This window comes from Vibrio sp. M60_M70 (assembly GCF_037162085.1).
Classification (GTDB): Bacteria; Pseudomonadota; Gammaproteobacteria; order Enterobacterales; family Vibrionaceae; genus Vibrio; species Vibrio diabolicus.
In genome coordinates this window covers 1,492,169-1,509,809 of the sequence record NZ_JARLUL010000001.1, presented here as the reverse complement: position 1 = coordinate 1,509,809, position 17,641 = coordinate 1,492,169, and the positions used below count along the sequence as shown (strand labels likewise).

The 17,641-nt window shown below is 43.9% G+C and carries 18 protein-coding genes, 2 tRNA genes and 1 pseudogene; 7 read left to right on the top strand and 14 right to left on the bottom strand.

Going from position 1 to position 17,641, the window contains the following annotated elements; genetic code table 11:
* Nucleotides 1-2: 2 nt before the first annotated feature.
* Together P4S59_RS07010 and P4S59_RS07005 are read left to right on the top strand one after the other, a co-directional pair.
* The gene (locus tag P4S59_RS07010; protein ID WP_005393443.1) at nt 3-479 is read left to right on the top strand and encodes a hypothetical protein; all 477 of its coding nucleotides are present in this window, start codon (nt 3-5) and stop codon (nt 477-479) included.
* A 1-nt stretch (nt 480) separates the two neighbouring features.
* Complete coding sequence (locus P4S59_RS07005; protein WP_145474106.1) at nt 481-1,572, top strand: outer membrane protein; 1,092 nt, start codon at nt 481-483, stop codon at nt 1,570-1,572.
* A 44-nt stretch (nt 1,573-1,616) separates the two neighbouring features.
* Here P4S59_RS07005 and P4S59_RS07000 read toward each other — a convergent pair whose 3' ends face one another.
* The 5 genes from P4S59_RS07000 to P4S59_RS06980 all read right to left on the bottom strand — a co-directional run bounded on the left by P4S59_RS07000 (nt 1,617) and on the right by P4S59_RS06980 (nt 4,342).
* A complete protein-coding gene (locus P4S59_RS07000) occupies nt 1,617-2,231 on the bottom strand; it encodes a sugar O-acetyltransferase (protein ID WP_256965802.1) in 615 nt (204 codons plus the stop codon).
* Between the two features lie 217 nt (nt 2,232-2,448).
* Nucleotides 2,449-2,760 carry a hypothetical protein gene (locus P4S59_RS06995; protein ID WP_256965800.1) on the bottom strand — a complete coding sequence of 104 codons (312 nt, stop codon included), beginning with the start codon at nt 2,758-2,760 and terminating at the stop codon, nt 2,449-2,451.
* Nucleotides 2,761-2,969: 209 nt separating this feature from the next.
* A complete protein-coding gene (locus tag P4S59_RS06990) occupies nt 2,970-3,404 on the bottom strand; it encodes an Mpo1 family 2-hydroxy fatty acid dioxygenase (protein ID WP_012841889.1) in 435 nt (144 codons plus the stop codon).
* Between the two features lie 77 nt (nt 3,405-3,481).
* Complete coding sequence (locus tag P4S59_RS06985; RefSeq protein ID WP_337168142.1) at nt 3,482-3,835, bottom strand: MmcQ/YjbR family DNA-binding protein; 354 nt, start codon at nt 3,833-3,835, stop codon at nt 3,482-3,484.
* Nucleotides 3,836-3,859: 24 nt separating this feature from the next.
* Nucleotides 3,860-4,342: a MarR family winged helix-turn-helix transcriptional regulator gene (locus P4S59_RS06980; protein ID WP_005393451.1), complete on the bottom strand. Its 483-nt coding sequence runs from the start codon at nt 4,340-4,342 to the stop codon at nt 3,860-3,862.
* A gap of 110 nt (nt 4,343-4,452) precedes the next feature.
* Here P4S59_RS06980 and P4S59_RS06975 point away from each other — a divergent pair.
* A pseudogene (locus P4S59_RS06975) lies at nt 4,453-5,339 on the top strand (DMT family transporter).
* A 173-nt stretch (nt 5,340-5,512) separates the two neighbouring features.
* Here the strand turns inward: P4S59_RS06975 and P4S59_RS06970 are convergent.
* Entirely contained in the window at nt 5,513-7,009 is a 1,497-nt protein-coding gene (locus P4S59_RS06970; RefSeq protein ID WP_337168141.1) for an EAL domain-containing protein, read from the bottom strand.
* A gap of 388 nt (nt 7,010-7,397) precedes the next feature.
* Between P4S59_RS06970 and P4S59_RS06965 the strand changes: the two genes are divergently transcribed.
* The gene (locus P4S59_RS06965; RefSeq protein WP_337168140.1) at nt 7,398-7,844 is read left to right on the top strand and encodes a DUF3291 domain-containing protein; all 447 of its coding nucleotides are present in this window, start codon (nt 7,398-7,400) and stop codon (nt 7,842-7,844) included.
* A 222-nt stretch (nt 7,845-8,066) separates the two neighbouring features.
* A complete protein-coding gene (locus P4S59_RS06960; protein ID WP_074191235.1) occupies nt 8,067-8,363 on the top strand; it encodes a YkgJ family cysteine cluster protein in 297 nt (98 codons plus the stop codon).
* Between the two features lie 138 nt (nt 8,364-8,501).
* Here P4S59_RS06960 and P4S59_RS06955 read toward each other — a convergent pair.
* The 8 genes from P4S59_RS06955 to hppD form a co-directional block, all read right to left on the bottom strand.
* Nucleotides 8,502-8,578: transfer RNA gene (locus P4S59_RS06955), tRNA-Val, on the bottom strand.
* Between the two features lie 32 nt (nt 8,579-8,610).
* Nucleotides 8,611-8,687: transfer RNA gene (locus P4S59_RS06950), tRNA-Val, on the bottom strand.
* Between the two features lie 179 nt (nt 8,688-8,866).
* Entirely contained in the window at nt 8,867-9,205 is a 339-nt protein-coding gene (locus P4S59_RS06945) for a hypothetical protein (RefSeq protein ID WP_005377830.1), read from the bottom strand.
* A gap of 120 nt (nt 9,206-9,325) precedes the next feature.
* Entirely contained in the window at nt 9,326-9,985 is a 660-nt protein-coding gene (locus P4S59_RS06940) for a DUF2726 domain-containing protein (RefSeq protein WP_337168139.1), read from the bottom strand.
* A gap of 194 nt (nt 9,986-10,179) precedes the next feature.
* Complete coding sequence (maiA, locus tag P4S59_RS06935; RefSeq protein ID WP_337168138.1) at nt 10,180-10,848, bottom strand: maleylacetoacetate isomerase; 669 nt, start codon at nt 10,846-10,848, stop codon at nt 10,180-10,182.
* 21 nt (nt 10,849-10,869) lie between these two features.
* Nucleotides 10,870-11,907 (bottom strand): fumarylacetoacetate hydrolase family protein, encoded by a 1,038-nt coding sequence (locus tag P4S59_RS06930; RefSeq protein ID WP_065646799.1) that lies wholly within the window; start codon nt 11,905-11,907, stop codon nt 10,870-10,872.
* 9 nt (nt 11,908-11,916) lie between these two features.
* Complete coding sequence (locus tag P4S59_RS06925) at nt 11,917-13,047, bottom strand: homogentisate 1,2-dioxygenase (protein WP_031780345.1); 1,131 nt, start codon at nt 13,045-13,047, stop codon at nt 11,917-11,919.
* Nucleotides 13,040-14,113 (bottom strand): 4-hydroxyphenylpyruvate dioxygenase, encoded by a 1,074-nt coding sequence (gene hppD / locus P4S59_RS06920; protein WP_005377835.1) that lies wholly within the window; start codon nt 14,111-14,113, stop codon nt 13,040-13,042. Before hppD ends, P4S59_RS06925 begins: the two co-directional genes overlap by 8 nt.
* A gap of 539 nt (nt 14,114-14,652) precedes the next feature.
* Here hppD and P4S59_RS06915 point away from each other — a divergent pair.
* Nucleotides 14,653-15,759, top strand: a complete 1,107-nt coding sequence (locus P4S59_RS06915; RefSeq protein WP_337168137.1) for a M20/M25/M40 family metallo-hydrolase — start codon at nt 14,653-14,655, stop codon at nt 15,757-15,759.
* 260 nt (nt 15,760-16,019) lie between these two features.
* Complete coding sequence (locus tag P4S59_RS06910) at nt 16,020-17,630, top strand: peptide ABC transporter substrate-binding protein (RefSeq protein ID WP_337168136.1); 1,611 nt, start codon at nt 16,020-16,022, stop codon at nt 17,628-17,630.
* Nucleotides 17,631-17,641 lie beyond the last annotated feature (11 nt).

Below are 17,641 nucleotides of genomic sequence, written 5' to 3'. Positions count from 1 at the left end.
TGATGAGCGGCGACATTTCTCTCCTCTGTTTTCTTTTGCGCTGCATAAAACGCTACCTATTCATTGTTGTTTTCCTTCTACCCATAGATAGTCAAGTACTTGCTGCAGAGAGCTACGCCGTTTTCTCGTTTAATAGTGAGTTCTCGCCCCTAACCATCAATAAAGCGCGAAAGTTGTACAGAGGAAAAACGCAACTCTTACAAGGGCAGAGAATTGAGCTATCTGACTGGCCAGCGACATCAGCGGAGAGAGCGGAGTTCTATCGCTACCTTCTCAATAAAAACTTGGCGCAAATGAACGCGCACTGGGCGAGCTTGTCTTTTTCAGGCAAAGCGAGGCCACCCAAAGTGATTGCAAACTCTAGCATTGATGCGCTGATCACGTGGATGCAAGAAAAGCCCAATCGGATTGGTTATGCCCCTGCGTCGAGCGTGCCTGGAAATGCTCGTATTTTGTGTGTGGTGAGCTCGGAGGATTAATATGAAAAAATATTTGACCATGTTATCACTGAGTGTTGTCGCCTTTCCGAGCTTAGCCACCATTGAGTTATCAGATCACCTGTCTTTGAGTGGCTTTGGTTCGACATCTTGGTCTAAGTCCGATAACTCTACAACGGTTCTCGTCAACCGCTTTATTCATGATGAAGCCTGCTACGATTGTGACACAACCTTCGGCCTGCAGCTTGATTACTTTTACAAGGCATTTCGAGCATCCGCACAGATAGTCAAGCGTCCGCAAGATCATTGGAGCTCGCCCCAATTAGAGTGGGCATATTTAGCTTATACCTATAAAAATATAGAGATACGTGGGGGACGATTGAGGCTGCCGCTGTTTTTGATGTCTGAGTATAATTATGTCGGTCACGCTTTTACCCAAGCTCGACCACCAAATGAAGTGTATGACAGCATATTAGGCATCACCGCTTACAATGGTTTATCCATTCGCTGGAATCACGACCTCAATGAGCAAATCATGCTTACTGCAATGCCGTTTATAGGGTTTAAAGACAGCAGTGATGTCACCCTCAACGAAGACACTGAACTGAAGATCGAATCAGACAACACAGCCGGAATAAACTTAACACTCAGCGGAAATGCCTACCGTTTAAACTTATCTTATCTACATGGCGACTATGACCAAACTACGGTTCTCTCCAACACCAAGCAATCCACACCTGAAGGGGGAACCATGTTAATTGACCGTTTGGTCCTAAAAGAAAAAGGCAATACGATTGACCAGTTTTCTCTAGGAGTAAGGTATGAGCTTGATAACGTTGTGATAATGGCGGAAGGACAAACCAGCAACATTTCCTCCTCTTGGTACGCAACAACGAGTTACAACGTGAATAAATTGACCCCCTACATAGTTTACGGTCAGCAGTTTAATAGCAGTGATACAAAGAATGGGGACAGCTATCTGTTTGGGGTGAGATACGACCTAGATTATAACGTGTCACTGAATGCTGAATGGCAAAAGTTTAACGCCCACAATAACGATACTGGCGCGTTTTCATCGATACCAGAAGATAACAGCGCCAATCTTTACACCCTGATGTTAAATTTCGTTTTTTAACTTTTCTATACTGACACCGTATAAACCATGGGCATTTACCTTTGTTATCGTTGATACATGTTGTGCGTGATTTGACGCTCTTCGTAATAGAATTCTTTGTCATGTTCGCCTATCTCTCGCAATACACGACACGGGTTCCCTACCGCAACAACATTACTTGGTATATCTTTCGTTACCACGCTACCAGCACCAATTACGCTGTTTTCTCCAATCTTGACGCCAGGCAATACCACTGAGTTAGCACCGATCCATACATTAGCACCAATATGAATAGGGATATTGAATTGCGCAACTTCTCTTCTGAGCTCCGGTTCAACCGGATGGCCTGCCGTTGCTAGTGTCACATTGGGCCCAATCATGACACTATTGCCAATGTAGATATACGTATCATCGACTAGGGTTAAGTTAAAGTTTGCATACACATTATCACCAACGTATGTATGCCTCCCCCAATTCGCCCGAAGCGGCGGTTCAAAATAGCAGTTGTCACCAACAGCGCCGAGCAAACGTCGTAATATTTCTGTACGCTTTTCAGATTCAGAAGGCCGAGTTTGGTTGTAATCGTAAAGAACTTCTAAACACTGTGTTTGCTGCTCGACTAACGCTTCATCATTACAAAAATATATTTGCTGACTATGAAGCATTGATTCACTATCCATAATATCCTCCGTTCTATTTGCCCAGTAGCTTCAGGCTGCTGGAACACCTCGCAATACGAGTTCCTGTCAAGATTGGTTAACAGAATGCATGATGTCGTTTTTTACAATAAGTTTAATGACATGCTTGCGAGGCCTAACGCAAAATACCGAATAACTTGAAAGAAATATGTGAATCAGACGATTAAATAACACAAAGATCGATGCAGAGGATGCAGAGTTAGCTTTGTTTATCTCGATTCATTTTCAAGCGCTTTTCTTTACGTCGTAACGCTCGGAAAAACTTCGACTCCTCGTGATACCAGCCGATAACACTAACCGGGAAGCCCACTAGCATCATGATCAAAAGATCCGCGGGCAGTTGCTCCAAAATATCACTCAAGGAGTGCAGCTCACCAAAAATGAATAAACCAATGACTTTACCAAGCAATAGTGCGCAACAAATCATAAAAAAAGACTTCATGATGTAATGCCATTTGCCTTTTTTACGCTCTTCTCGCCAATAGGCGTATTTATGTTGTCGGTCGTACATTCATCCCCCCCAAGTGACAATGTCACTAGCCACAAACATTCAGGCAAAGTAACGGCTTTAGCTGCACTCTAATGATAGTGTGAATCAGAAGCGAATGCTTGTCATGGCAATGAGAAAGCGGCACATCATGCTGCGCATTTTACGACCTTATGGACGCTAGCATGATCGTGCAATACAGAGAGATATCAGCTTGTTAATTACGGAGTGAGTTAATGTTTTCGGAACACCCAAATTGGACCAATAAGAAGAAACTGCAAATCTTCGAAAAAAGACGGTTTCTTCCCTTCTATTTTGTGACCAATGAACTGCAAGATCCACAGGACACCGAATAGGAGCATCGAAATATGCAGTACGGGCAGCGCCAATACCTCCAAAGACCATATCAGGCCGATGCACGCTAATGTATACCCTAACATCATCATAAAGACGCTGAGAGACAAACGAAAATAGAAAACCCATACCGGTATGACAGCAATCCAGACCCAGTTAAACTCGAAACCCAAGATGGAGATTTGAGGAATTGACCAAATTAGACCGACCACAGATAGGTAAATACCCGGAACTGCGATTGTGTGAATCTTTTGGTTGATGGGGTTTTGATGGCTCTCCCCATATTCTTTTAGCCATTCAGATAATGCTCGCATATCATTCCTACTTTTCCGCCTACTTATTCTTATATAGCTTGAGGATGGAAAAGGTGCGAATTTTTCAGTAATAGCTATTACTGACCAAGCAATGCTCGTTGCACTTTTGGTAGTTTGGCAACGACGAGAGTATAAGAGCGTTCACATAAATCCTGAATCAATCCATCTTCCACATCACCATTAAAATAAACCGTTACCCAGTGACGCTTATTTAGGTGATAACCAGGAGTGATGTCCGTAAACTGCGATGTTAAGACTTCTCCATCTTCTGGTTTTACTTTTACGCTGACATACTCCCGACCGTTTCTCTCTGCAATAATCGCAAACATTTTACCTTTGATTTTGTATACAAGCGCTTCTGGACCAAATGGGAAATCACTCTCTGCACACATAAAGGTACTTAAATAACCTTCTAACTCTTTGCTTCTCATTCCGTCCCACCCTTCCTGTATCTTTTACTCAAACAAAGGCAATAGTAGCCTTAACGCCTGGTTAACCTGCGCTTTCTCATTGCCTTCTAAACCATGTAGCAGCGATTGCTGAACGTCCACATGCTCTAAGATCAACTTGTCAATTAAGGTTAAGCCCTTTTCGGTTAACTCAACGGTGACACTGCGTCTATCTTCTTTACTGTGTGTTCTGGTAATAAAGCCTTTCTTCTCGAGTTTATCTAATCGGTTCGTCATCGCGCCCGAAGTGAGCATCATCGAATCAATTAGCGCCGAGGGAGTAAGGCAGTATGGTGAACCTGCTCGGCGAAGTGTCGCCAACACATCAAATTCACCCATCTTAAGATCGTACTTCTTATGTAGGTCAGCGACCCGACACTCCATGTGCTTAGCAATTCGCATTAGCCGACCCATAATTGCCATCGGTTCAGTGTCGAGCTCTGGTTTCTCCTTAGCCCACTGCTCTACCACTCTATCAATTGCGTCCATGGTTTCTCTCCAAACGTCATTTAATTTTTATTTTAACATAAAGATACTTTACAAAAAGTAACCTTACCGATATCTTTACAATTAATTATCTCAACGTAAAGATATTTAACATGAATATTTTGCTTGCAATGATCCCGGCTTTTTTTGGGGGACAACTTATGCTGTTACTCAGTTTACGCTTCCGGACTGGCCTCCCGTTTTACTTGGTGCGCTAAGAGCATTGCCTGCGGGTCTTTTGTTGCTCGCAATAAAGCCATCTTTCCCGAAAAAGAGTGAATGGAAAGTGCTGCTTGTTTTAGGAACTATCAACATCGCTTGCTTCTTTGGTCTCATTTTTGTCATGGCGTTGACGCTTCCTTCTGCGATCTCAGGTGTAGGTATGGTATCAGTGCCCGTTTTTGCGATGCTGTTTGGCTGGGTAGTCTATAAGCGCCAGCCAAGCGCAATACAGGCAATAAGTGGAGCGACTTTGATTGCTTTGGCTTGGTTCTTATTTGATCCTAGTTCTATTTCGCTCAACCCTATGGGTTTGCTGGCGATGATCTCCGCCATCATGTGTATTGTGGTAGGCAGTAGCGTAACGAAATCACTAGGAACGAAAATGCATTGGTGGACAGTATTAACATGGCAGCTCATTTTGGGTGGTGTGATTATGTCTGTCGCAACAAGCGTGCTAGCAATAAACAATCCAGAGCCATACGTTACAGCCATTCAAAACTTATCAATGACGAACACCCTTGGGCTGCTGTGGGTGATCATTCTGAACACTGCATTAGGCTACGGCATGTATGTTTGGCTATTGCAGCGTATGTCGGTCGTTGACTTTACTTTTGGTGGCATTGCCAACCCCGTTGCGGGCATTGTGTCAGGTTTGCTGCTATTAGGTGAGACTTTCACCCCTCTCCAATACAGCTTGATGCTAGGGATGATTGTTATGTCATTGCTCCCTCAATTGATCGCTTCATTAAAAACTAAAAAAGCCGCCCTTTCTTCCTAAGTAAAATCCTAACGCCCGATGCTAAAATCGGGCGTTCATATTCTCTGTAAACTCTGTTTGAATTCTAAGACTTCAACAGGTTTTTTATGGAACAGTGAACCCAAAAAGGTTCAGCAATAAAAAAGGTGCCGAAAGACACCTTTAATAATGAATACGCCCCATTATGCCTTGCTTTAAGTCATCACAAGGTTGTTAATAGGCTCTGGTTTAGCGTAGACATACCCTTGAATAAGGTAAATAGAATGCTGAGCCAAATACGCGACTTGAGCCTCGCTCTCTACACCTTCTGCAATCATCTCACATTCCGCTTTCTTTGCTGCCGAGACAATAGAATCTAACACTTTCAATTTTTGGTCATCAGAGCCTATTGGGTCGATGAACATCTTATCCACTTTTAAGCATCGGATACCCAGATCTTGCAAATAAGAAAAGCCGCCATACCCAGTCCCAAAATCGTCGATTTTGAACTTGTAGCCTTTATTCGCCAGATACAAAATCTCTTTTTTCGCTGCCTCTGTATCTTTTACAGGAATTCGCTCGGTCAACTCAAAATGCACTCTCTTCGGACATGGCCAATTCAGTTCTGACAGTAACTTAGTGAGTTCACCTGACTCTAAATGGGAAGAAACAATATTGATGCTGACCCACACATGCTCAGGTAATACACTAAGATCTTGTATGATTTTACGAATAAGCTGATTCGTCATTGGGACAATCAGACCACTTTCTTCTGCAGCGCCAATGAACATGTTTGGCGACACCATACCCTCACGACGAGACCACCGAATCAGTGCTTCATACCCCACTGTCGCACCATCACGGCTATCGACAATCGCTTGGTAATAAGGGACAAATTCCGCATTATTAATCCCATTCTGGATCAAGCCTTTGATAGACTTTCTCAAGCTCTTACTGGACACATATACAAACGCAAAAGCCAGCCCCATAAGCACACTGACTAGGCCTCCCCATAGAAAGACTCTTTCCTGAGCATAGCTCTTCAGTCTCTCGCCACTGTGTATTTTGATGAGCATATTGGCTTGAGAATCAGCCGAGAAGAATAACTCCTTTGAAACTGCCGCTTCTTCTGCTGCAATGGCTGGTTTTCCTCGACTTATTGTTAAATCTCCAAATACAGGCTCATCATATATAAACTCGACGAACAAACAGTCTTCACAAGGCGTTTTTATCACTTCTTTAACCCAACTATTATCGAGAACCCAGACAACTTCAACATGTTCATTTTCATAAATGACCATCCACTCAACTTGATCTTGGTGTTCCGGTAAAATAAGTGATGCAAAAAAGTTTTCGCCAAGCTGAAATCGTTGCGCATTGGATAAATGAGATACTTCACGACCAATCGTGGAGCATGTTTTACCGTCACTCGTTTCCATCGCAATAAAACGGATGTAATGGTTATAAAAACGTGGATCGCGTAATGTTCTAACATCACTATTACTGCACGTGAAATCTAACTGCGCAACCTGCTTTACAATCGCCTCATCCAAATACATGGATCGTTGGTGTAAATAATCGACATAGGTGTCTATTTTAGTCTCTTTGATATAGCTGATGTAAAAATTGGCTATTGAATTAAAAGCCACAACAAAAACTGCAATGGGAACTAGGCCAAGCAAAATGGCATTTCTTGTTATCTTTGTAATCAAAGCTCCTCCTAACGTTCAGCCAAACAACTTAAATTAAAGAGTGACATGAACACTATCTCACGTTCACACACCAAAAAGTGAGGATCGAATCTCAATAAGAAGTATAGAAGCGCAAGGCTTGCCACAGAAAATGAGAGTACTGCTGCATATCCAAGATAGCAACTCTCTTGAGTGAGACTTACCGACGATAATCGCGAGAAAAGAGGGGCTTATGCTCAACATAACCAATGTATAAAACGACTTTTTTGCCATCCAATGACTCGCCACAGTCACTAACTTTCTAATTGACCTTTGAAGGCACTAGCAACACACTGCATGATAAAATAGGAAAAGCTACTTAGAGCTTTTTACCAGCATTACAGGCTTATCGACCAGGGAGGGTCATGAAATGAAATTAGCTCAATTAAATATTGCGCTTGCTAAATACCCTTTGGGTGCACCAGAAATTAAAGAGTTCGTAGACAATTTGGACTTAATTAATGGTATAGCTGAAGAAAGTGAAGGCTTTATCTGGCGTCTAAAAGACGACTCCGGCGATGCAACAAGCATTAAATTATTTGATGACCCGAACATGATTGTAAACATGTCTATTTGGGAAAGTACTGACTCACTTAAAAACTTTATGTTTCGTACCGGTCATAGAGATTTCATGCGCCGAAAAAGCGAATGGTTTCATCGTTTAGCGGAGGATAGCTATGTTCTGTGGTGGGTAGAAGACGGTTATATACCAACACCACAAGAAGCCTTGTTACGCCTTCAGCATTTGCGCGAAAACGGAGATACGCCATTTGCTTTCACATTTAAAACAAACTTTACAGAAGCAGATCTTGTGTAAAGTACGTGTATAACAAAAAATCGCGTTCAAATTTATACTGACTATAAGGTTAATTGGTGTGAATCACTGTCAGTTCTACCGACTTACTCGGAAAGGCGCGCAAGTGAACGCATAAAATGCGTTCACTAGGTTTATCATTCATAGGGTGTTCTATTTCAGAAATAAAGTTCATTCGTGCTAGATTTACGGTACCATGCACAATTGACCAAATTGTAGTTATTCATGATTATACCAACTAAGACTCCCTCTCCCCTGCCCTCTGATGTATCTTGCTCTAACTGTAAGGCTTGTTGTTGCCGTCTCGAGGTTATGATTATTTCAGATACTGGCGTACCTGAAGAGTTTATTGCACGTGACCAGTATGGAGGCGAAACCATGATGCGGCTGAATGATGGTTGGTGTGCAGCTTTAGATAGAGACACATTAATGTGTACGATTTATGAAAATAGGCCTTGGATTTGCCGCGAATTCGAAATGGGCTCCAATGAATGTTTAGATGAACGTGTTAAATTCTTGTAAAACCACTCAAATTTACACTGATGGCAATGCGGAGTATTTGTAGAAAGTGTGCAAAGGAAAAGTAAGGTGTTTAAATCTGAGTATCAACAAATTATGGATACAAAAAAGCCCACCGTTTGGTGGGCTTTTTCTAAAATTTGGTGGGTCCGGGCGAACTCGAATCGCCGACCCCTACCATGTCAAGGTAGTACTCTAACCAACTGAGCTACGGACCCAAATTTTGTGTTCCTAACCATTCAATTCAGAATGGTGCGTCCGAGTGGACTCGAACCACCGACCCCCGCCATGTCAAGGCGATACTCTAACCAGCTGAGCTACGGACGCATTTCTCTGGAACGACGAGGATATTAGCTATAAGCGAACGACGGTGCAAGCACAAATTTACCAACTTTGAACCGTTTGGCGAAAATGTAAACTCAACACGCGTTTTCAGATGATTTTATCGACAAGGACTGAGCCTGCAGGGTTTAAAAGTGTGATCTATATAACTTTTATTATCTCACTTAATTGTCGTAAGGCACTTCACTGAGCATCCAAATCTGTAAGGTTTGCGATACCTTAGGGCAAGTGCCGAACAAAATCTGATATTTAGGTTTAAATGGTTCGCCGATATAGGTTGTACGGATCAACTCTCCTGTTTTGACATCCACTTGAGTGCTCACCCTGCCTTTGAAGTTTTGAAATATGACAAACTGCTCACTGTGGTAAACCATTTGTTCTCGGTAAAACAAGAAATGATCTTGGGGTGTCTCCGTTAACTCACACTCCAGTGGTTTCAAATTAGGTATCGCACTAACATTAGATGCGATGAACAACGCTGACAAAATCCATCCGTATCGCATATGGCTTCCCTATTCTGCACTCTTTTTCAAAGTATAGGTCTTGCCTTGGGGACTGATACAAAAAAGGCTTTGATCATCTCGAATCAAAGCCTCATCCGTTTTGCTGTTCAACTGTCGTCTTTAGTCGTCCGACTCAAACACCACATTGTAATTCTCGGTGTAAGTACAATTTGGTTGGCGGCTGCAAGTAAAGAAGCGTCGACCTTTGAATTCACCTTGGCTTGCTGTTTTAATGATCATCGGACTGCCGCATTTTTTGCAAAAGCGCACTTCTTTATCAGGCTCAATCAAATCTATATGTGCCGCAAGCAAACGACGTAATCGCCCAACTTGATAACTGTGCTTTATCGAAGCGCCGATTAAAGGTAGGTTTGCTGTCTTACAAACATGAATCAGTAACTTTTGTCTTTCTACCTTGCCCTTACTTAACTCTTGCCCGCTATCCAATTCAACGATCACACGCGGCTCTAGCGTCCTAGGATCACAAATAACGTAATCAAAATAACTTCGAGATATGCGATTGTTCGCGACAAAAAACTGCTTCTTATTTTTGATTTCTTTTGGCGTAACCAAACTGGACATGTTTACTTTCGCGAATACCACCGCATGTTCACCTACCGCTGCCCTCAACGCATTATAGAATGCGCTCTCTTGCCCCCTGAGTAACGGTCCTTTCGAGCGATAAGGATAATCACGCGTGTCGTCGTGCTTAATCACGTACTTTTGAATAACAAAGAAGAATAAAACCAGAAGAACAACAATGATAAAAATGTTGGTCATAAATAAAGTGCATCCAAAACAACTCGTTGCTCAAAGCGTAAATGGAAATGCTATGCAGAGCAACAAAACCTCGCAATTTTGAGGCGCCACGACGATAGCGAGAAACAGAAAATTTTGCTCCCCAATAAAAACGAGCCAATCACACACTTGGATTGGCTCGTTTAAATTTTGTTAATACATTATGATGCTAAGAATCAACTATTAGCGTCTGGCTGATTCTCTGGCATCGCATCAATAAATGCAGGCAGTTGATTGCATGCTTGCACAACAGCGTTAATGGTTGGGTAAAGAGAAGTATCTACACCAAAGCGTTGTGCGTTATAAAATTGTGGTACCAGACAAATATCGACAATAGATGGCGAGCTTGTCAGGCTAAACTTACAATCACCATTTAGTTTACGATGCTTCTGAAGTTTCTCTTCTAATGCTGCAAAACCTTTGTGGATCCAGTGATGAATCCAAGCGACTTTGCGCTCTGGCTCGCAAGCTAACTCCCCCTCTAAATACTGTAGAACTCTTAAGTTATTCAGAGGATGAATCTCCATTGCAATATCCTGAGCCAAAGCCAGTGCTTGATATCGAAGTGGCGTTTGCTCGGGGATCACAGTGACATCCGGATAGTGTTCTTCTAAGTATTGAATGATGACCAGTGACTGGGTTAACTGAACCTCCCCATCCACCAGTACAGGAATCAGTTCAGAAGCGTTTAATTCATGGTACTCGTCACTGTGTTGTTCGCCACCATTGCGCACCAAGTGTACCGATTTTGAATCATACGATAACTCTTTAAGATTCAAACAAACACGCACACGATACGCCGCCGATGATCGCCAGTATCCGTACAAAACCATGCTATCGCTCATATCGTCTCCCAACTGGCGCTCTTAATGCTTGAGATATTGGCTAACTTGTTGGTCAATCGAGCCAAAGATGTTGTTGCCATCCGCATCGAACATTTCCAGTTTGATTGAGTCGCCAAACGACATGAAGTTAGTCGACGGTTTACCATCACGAATGGTTTCAATCATACGAACTTCCGCGATACATGAATAGCCAACGCCACCCTCCTCAATCGAAGTGCCATGTTCGGTGCCTTGCTTATTAGATACCGTGCCAGAACCAATAATCGCCCCAGCAGATAGCGGGCGCGTTTTAGTCGCATGAACAATTAAGTCTGCAAAATCAAACGTCATATCGATACCCGCATTTGGGCGACCAAACGGCTTGTGGTTGTATGTCGAGACCAATGGTAAATGCACTTTGTTTTCGTACCACGCATCGCCTAGTTCGTCAGGTGTTACTGCCACAGGAGAAAACGCAGAAGAAGGTTTAGATTGGAAAAAACCAAACCCTTTAGCTAATTCTGCGGGAATTAGGCCACGCAGTGAGACATCATTCACCAGCATGATCAAACGAATCGACTCCTGAGCCTCTGCAACACTCGCGCCCATTGGTACGTCACCAGTTACCACAGCAACTTCACCTTCGAAATCAATGCCCCATTCATCGCTGGCAAACTCGATGTTGTCACAAGGACCAATAAAGGCATCAGAGCCTCCTTGGTACATCAACGGATCCGTCCAAAAACTTTCAGGCATTTCAGCGCCGCGAGCTTTTCGAACCAACTCAACGTGGTTTACGTAAGCACTGCCATCAGCCCACTGATAAGCGCGAGGAAGCGGCGACTCACAGTAGTGCGCTTCAAACTCTTCATACCCTGCAACCGTGCCATTGTTCAGTGCAACGTATAGCTCTTCCAGTTGCGGTGCTAGCGTATCCCAGTTATCAAGTGCCACCTGCATCGTCGGTGCTAAGTTCATGGGGTGGAAAATTTCTGTCGCAGGTACGCAGCGCGTTAAGTCTTTGCTCACGACCATCAACAAACCGTCACGAGTGCCATTTTTCTTGGTTGCTAATTTCATCCTTGCCTCTTACTTCTCTTGCCAGCTATAGACGTATTCTTTGTTTTCTACTTTTTCCAGCTCATCCGAAAACTGAAGTGCGTGACGCGTATCGATCATGACCGCTACTTCGTCGGTAAAAGTCTTCTTGTGCTCTCGCCCTGCTTTGAATGCTTTCGGATGAGGGCCATGTGTAAACCCTGCTGGATGGAATGTCACCATACCCGCTTCAATGTTGTCACGACTAAAGAAGTCACCTGCATGGTAGAACAAGACTTCGTCATAATCGTCATTGTTGTGGTAGAACGGTACTTTGAGCGCTCCGGGATCACTTTCAATCGGACGAGGAACAAAGGTGCACACCACAAATCCTGCTCCTACAAACGTAGTATGTGCAGAAGGCGGTAAGTGGTAACGATGTGACATAAGTGGACGAATATCACGCCAGTTCACTTTTACTACCGCCAAATCACCATGCCAGCCAATCGCATCCAACGGGTTGAATGGGTAAGTGATAACACTGACTTTATCGTGGCGTTTCACCTGAACCTGTGTTTGATTCTCAGAATATTGATCACGGAACTGATCGTTGATCGACGGCGTTTCCAAAACCGCTGGATCAAACACCGCGTGGTTTCCAACCATGCCTTTTTCGGGCAATGTATAGGCCGCATCGGTGTTTTCGATCATCAAAATGAACATCGGCTCGCTTGGCTCTAAACGCCAGCTCGTCGAGCGTGGGATCATGACATAATCCCCTTCGCTCACTTTCAAATGACCATAATCACAATACAGATCTGCCGTACCTTGGTGGATGAATAGCAGTTCGTCGCCATCCGCATTTCTCACCAAGAAGTCCATTTTTTCATCCATACGCCAAACACGAACTTTACAATTCGCGTTGTGTAATAGATGCGGGACTGCCCAAGGGGTAATATGGCTGGCTTTCTCGACTAAATTAAAATCGAACGCTCGTGGACGTAGCTCGCCCTCCCACTCAGACCATCCCGTTGGGGCATGTTGATGATGAAAATGTGTTGCGGGGCCGAAGAAGCCACTTCGACCTGCCTCACGTTCATAAATTGCCTCTTCCGGGAAGTCAGCATGCGCTTGTTTAGAGCACACTCCCTCCCGATGCGGGAATGTGATCCATTTATGCATCGCTCAATACTCCTCGGCGAATTTGGTCTTCTTCTATCGATTCAAACAACGCTTTGAAGTTACCCTCGCCAAAGCCTTCATTGCCTTTACGTTGGATGATTTCGAAGAACACAGGGCCGATAACGGTTTGAGTAAAGATTTGTAGCAAGATGCCATCTTTCGTTGGCGCACCATCAATAAGAATCTGCAAATCACGAAGCTTGCTTACATCTTCACCGTGGCCTTCAACACGCTGATCGACTTTCTCGTAATAAGTATCTGGCGTTGGCATAAAGTCCATGCCTCGCTCACGCAATGTTTTGACCGTTTCGTAGATGTCGTCTGTGGTCAATGCGATATGTTGAATGCCTTCGCCATTGTATTCACGGATAAACTCTTCAATCTGTGATTTATCATCTGACGACTCATTGATAGGAATTCGGATTTTGCCGCAAGGTGCGGTCATCGCGCGGCTGACAAGACCAGTCAGCTTACCTTCGATATCGAAATAACGAATTTCGCGGAAGTTACCAATGCGCTCATAGAAACCAGACCAGACATCCATGTTGCCTTGCTTAACGTTGTGCGTTAAGTGGTCGATTTCGTAAAGACCAACATTCGCTTTTGATAAACGCTCATCAGCATCATCATAAAAACGAAAATCGACATCATAGATGCTCTGCTTTCCATAACGATCGACAAAATAAAGCAAGCTTTCACCGATGCCATAAATAGCAGGAATGCTAAGCTCCATCGGCCCAATTTCCGTTTTATATTCTTTACCGCCATTCTCTAACGCATGCGCCAGAGCAACGGTCGCGTCTTTCACTCGAAATGCCATGCCACAAACCGACGGACCGTGGACTTTGGCGAATCCCTCAGCTTGGCTATGCGGCTGCGCATTCACAATAAAGCTAATGTCACCTTGTCGATATAACCACGCTTCTTTTGAGCGATGCTTTGCAATTTCCGCAAAACCTAACGATATAAACAGATCTTTAAGCTGTTGAATGCCTTTGTTGTCAGCAGCGGTATATTCAACAAACTCAAATCCGTCTGTTCCTAGTGGGTTATATGCATCAACCATGACTTTCTCCTTGTCTCAGTAGCTTTTGTTTGGACTTATTTTTCTAACTTGGCGCAGGTCTTGAGAAATTGGAATACGTGGGGAGAAATCTTTACCTTGGCGATTTTTACGCACAATTGTAAAATATATGTTACACACAGTAGGCACATCGAACCCACTTTCGTAAACATCAAACAAACTGCTTATTTTCAATATATTAGATTGATATTTTCGGCTTTACGCCAACACACAAAATGTAAACAAGTTGTTACTTTGGCATTTTATCTTGGCAACGTAGCTCAAAAAGTAAAAGGGGATGGAAAGTCTATTGCACCCTATCTCTATCCGATTTATTCATTTGATCCTGCAAAACATCAAAAGTAATGTTTCGTGACGCTTCATACAGTTCGAAAGGCTCATCGGTCAGAATCGTGTCATGGATACTCCTTTATTGATTCACCTCAGTTTTATTCAAAAGTAACTGTGCCATAAGTGGTGCTCTGTTCCCTATCGAGCCCTAGCCACAGTGCTTCACGCTCGATCAGAAAAAGAGACATCTAATGACACACATCAATCAAGAACGCCTAGTTGAACACTTTTGCCAACTAGTACGTATCGACAGCGAATCAAAAAACGAAAAACAAATTGCAGAAACACTGGCAGAACAGCTAGGCGAGCTAGGCTTTACCGTGCACAAGCTTCCAGTGCCTGAGCATATTTCTAACGGTTTTAACGTGTACGCCCGTTTAGACGGCAAAAAAGACGGCTCTATCCTAATGAGCTGTCATATGGATACGGTCACTCCAGGTATTGGCATTGAGCCAATCATCGAAGACGGCGTTATCCGTTCAGAAGGCAATACGATTCTTGGTGGCGATGATAAATCTGGTATTGCTGCCATCATGGAAGCCGTTCGTTGTATTCAAGCGGAAAACCTTGAGCACAAAACGTTAGAGCTTGCTTTCACCGTGTATGAAGAAGGCGGTTTATTCGGTTCACAATACTTCGATATGTCACACGTCACTTCAACGGAAGCAATCGTGTTAGATACGGGTGGTCCTATTGGCACTATTGTGACCGCAGCCCCAGGCCAGCAAAAAATCGTGGCAACAATCAAAGGTCGACCAGCACATGCAGGGCTTGCGCCAGAAGAAGGCATCAGTGCGATCATGGTGGCGGCAAATGCCATCAACCAAATGAAGCTGCTTCGCATCGACGAAGAAACGACAGCCAACATCGGTGTAGTGAATGGCGGTCAGGCCACAAACATTGTCATGCCTGAATTAAAAATCGTGGCAGAAGCACGCTCCCTGAATGGCAATAAACTAGATGCTCAGGTCAATCATATGATCTCAACATTAGAGTCTGTCTGTGAAAAACACGGTGCAGAAGTCGACATTGAATCTAGCCGAGCCTACGATGCATTTGTTATTGAAGAAAACCACTCACACGTTAGCGCTATAAAAGCGGCGTTTGCAGAGTTGGGAATTGAGGCTTTCACAAAAGGCACTGGCGGCGGTAGCGATGCTAACAACTTTAACAAGAAAGGTCTCACAACGGTCAATCTTTCAACTGGCATGGCAAAAGTACACACGACAGAAGAGTTTATCGCGGTAAGTGATATGGTCAAAATCACTGAGTTCGTAAAACATTTCCTAGTCAGTTAACGTCGTACCTTTTGAAGAACAGACGAACTACCCTCCCCTTTTAGCGCGCGCTTGAAGGGGATTTTTTATTTGCGCGAAACAAAGCCTACCCCGTAATGCGGACTTAGTGCCGGCTCCATATCAATCCCCCAGCTCACTTTTTGAGACCAAATAGCCCAACATTTGGCACCCTGTTACAACATTGTTAAAACTCGATTGTGTGGACAATTTATACAATATACATTTCTAGCACCTTTCAGGATGAAAAGAGTGAGACAAGGATGAAATTACCTAAGTTGCTTTTGTTAGCGTCGATGATGAGTCCAATACTGGCAACATCAAGCTATGCCGCGCCGTATCCCGCAGGTGTGACCCTCGATGAGACACAAGAAATTACGCTAAACAATGGGGCTGAAGTTACTTCTATTGACCCAGCCAAGCAAGCCGCAGAGCCCGCTTTTAATCTCGGTCGAGACCTGTTTGAAGGTCTGGTCATTCAAGATAAGCAAGGTAAAACCATTCCTGGTGTTGCTGAGTCTTGGTCAGTCAATGACAACAATACGGTTTATACCTTCCACTTACGTGATGCAAAATGGTCCAATGGCGAAACGGTCACTGCGCAAGATTTTGTCTACAGCTGGCAACGCTTACTGAATCCAAGCACTGCTTCACCATACGCTTGGTTTGCGGCCATTCCAAATATCGAAAACTCGCAAGCGATTATGAAGGGCGAAGCCGAACCCGAGTCCTTGGGCGTGAAGGCGCTGGATGAAAAAACATTCCAGGTAACACTCGAAGAGCCGATTCCCTTCTTTACGAAACTATTAAGTCATCCAGTGCTTGCCCCCGTTCACAAAGCGACCGTTGAAAAACATGGCAACCGTTGGACCCAGCCAGAACATATCGTTACAAATGGGGCGTTTACTGTCTCTGAATGGAAAGTTAACGAAAAAATGGTGATGGTTAAAAACCCACATTACTGGGACGCAAGCAATGTAGTGCTGGAAAAAGTCACCTGGCTACCAATTGGTGATGCAAACGTAGTGCTAAACCGCTACCTAGCCGGTGAGATAGACCAAGCAGTTTCCATTCCTGCCGCTCAGAAGAAAAAGTTAATTCAACAACGCCCACAAGAAGTGGCAAGCACCAGTGCCTCTCTTGGTTCCACATTCTATTACCTCAACACTCAACAAGGGCCAACAAAAGACGTGCGGGTCCGTAAAGCCCTCTCATATGCCATTGACCGTCAACTGTTAACGAGTGCTATCTTGAGAAACGGTGGGGTTCCAATGTATACCCTTGTGCCACCTCAAACAGATGGTTTTCAATCTCACACTCCTGAGTTCGCAACTTGGAACCGCCATAAACGTATCGAAAAAGCGCAGCAATTACTGTCAGAAGCTGGATACGATAAAAGCAATCCGCTTAAGTTAACGTTTACCGTACCAACTTTCTCGATGGACGTAAAAATGGCAACCACCATGGCAGGCATGTGGAAAAGCCGATTGGGTGCGCAAGTCACGATAAAACAGCTAGAACCGAAAGTGTTCTACGCACTTAAAGAGCCGACCGACATTACTCGCGGCGGCTGGACGGCCGACTACAATGAAGCCTCTACATGGTTGGATATCTTCGTTTCTAGTGGCGAGTACAACGATTCTCGTTATAACAACCCGCAATACGACGAGTTAATGGCTCGCTCAAAGACCATGAGCAACCCATCAGAACTGTATCTACAAGCAGAAAGCATGCTGATTGAAGACATGGCCATTATTCCTATTTATCGTCCGGGTAACGATCAATACCTCATCAAGCCTTACGTGGGCGGCTACGAACTGACAAACCCTGAGTCGTCGTACTACCGCAAGAATGTCTATGTAAAAGCCCACTAAAAGCATGTTTT

What these genes read in the sequence shown, in the direction of transcription:
- P4S59_RS07010 (WP_005393443.1), top strand. Translation starts at nt 3, where the DNA reads ATGAGCGGCGACATTTCTCTCCTCTGTTTTCTTTTGCGCTGCATAAAA.
- P4S59_RS07005 (WP_145474106.1), top strand. Translation starts at nt 481, where the DNA reads ATGAAAAAATATTTGACCATGTTATCACTGAGTGTTGTCGCCTTTCCG.
- P4S59_RS07000 (WP_256965802.1), bottom strand. Translation starts at nt 2,231, where the DNA reads ATGGATAGTGAATCAATGCTTCATAGTCAGCAAATATATTTTTGTAAT.
- P4S59_RS06995 (WP_256965800.1), bottom strand. Translation starts at nt 2,760, where the DNA reads ATGTACGACCGACAACATAAATACGCCTATTGGCGAGAAGAGCGTAAA.
- P4S59_RS06990 (WP_012841889.1), bottom strand. Translation starts at nt 3,404, where the DNA reads ATGCGAGCATTATCTGAATGGCTAAAAGAATATGGGGAGAGCCATCAA.
- P4S59_RS06985 (WP_337168142.1), bottom strand. Translation starts at nt 3,835, where the DNA reads ATGAGAAGCAAAGAGTTAGAAGGTTATTTAAGTACCTTTATGTGTGCA.
- P4S59_RS06980 (WP_005393451.1), bottom strand. Translation starts at nt 4,342, where the DNA reads ATGGACGCAATTGATAGAGTGGTAGAGCAGTGGGCTAAGGAGAAACCA.
- P4S59_RS06965 (WP_337168140.1), top strand. Translation starts at nt 7,398, where the DNA reads ATGAAATTAGCTCAATTAAATATTGCGCTTGCTAAATACCCTTTGGGT.
- P4S59_RS06960 (WP_074191235.1), top strand. Translation starts at nt 8,067, where the DNA reads ATGATTATACCAACTAAGACTCCCTCTCCCCTGCCCTCTGATGTATCT.
- P4S59_RS06945 (WP_005377830.1), bottom strand. Translation starts at nt 9,205, where the DNA reads ATGCGATACGGATGGATTTTGTCAGCGTTGTTCATCGCATCTAATGTT.
- P4S59_RS06940 (WP_337168139.1), bottom strand. Translation starts at nt 9,985, where the DNA reads ATGACCAACATTTTTATCATTGTTGTTCTTCTGGTTTTATTCTTCTTT.
- maiA (WP_337168138.1), bottom strand. Translation starts at nt 10,848, where the DNA reads ATGAGCGATAGCATGGTTTTGTACGGATACTGGCGATCATCGGCGGCG.
- P4S59_RS06930 (WP_065646799.1), bottom strand. Translation starts at nt 11,907, where the DNA reads ATGAAATTAGCAACCAAGAAAAATGGCACTCGTGACGGTTTGTTGATG.
- P4S59_RS06925 (WP_031780345.1), bottom strand. Translation starts at nt 13,047, where the DNA reads ATGCATAAATGGATCACATTCCCGCATCGGGAGGGAGTGTGCTCTAAA.
- hppD (WP_005377835.1), bottom strand. Translation starts at nt 14,113, where the DNA reads ATGGTTGATGCATATAACCCACTAGGAACAGACGGATTTGAGTTTGTT.
- P4S59_RS06915 (WP_337168137.1), top strand. Translation starts at nt 14,653, where the DNA reads ATGACACACATCAATCAAGAACGCCTAGTTGAACACTTTTGCCAACTA.
- P4S59_RS06910 (WP_337168136.1), top strand. Translation starts at nt 16,020, where the DNA reads ATGAAATTACCTAAGTTGCTTTTGTTAGCGTCGATGATGAGTCCAATA.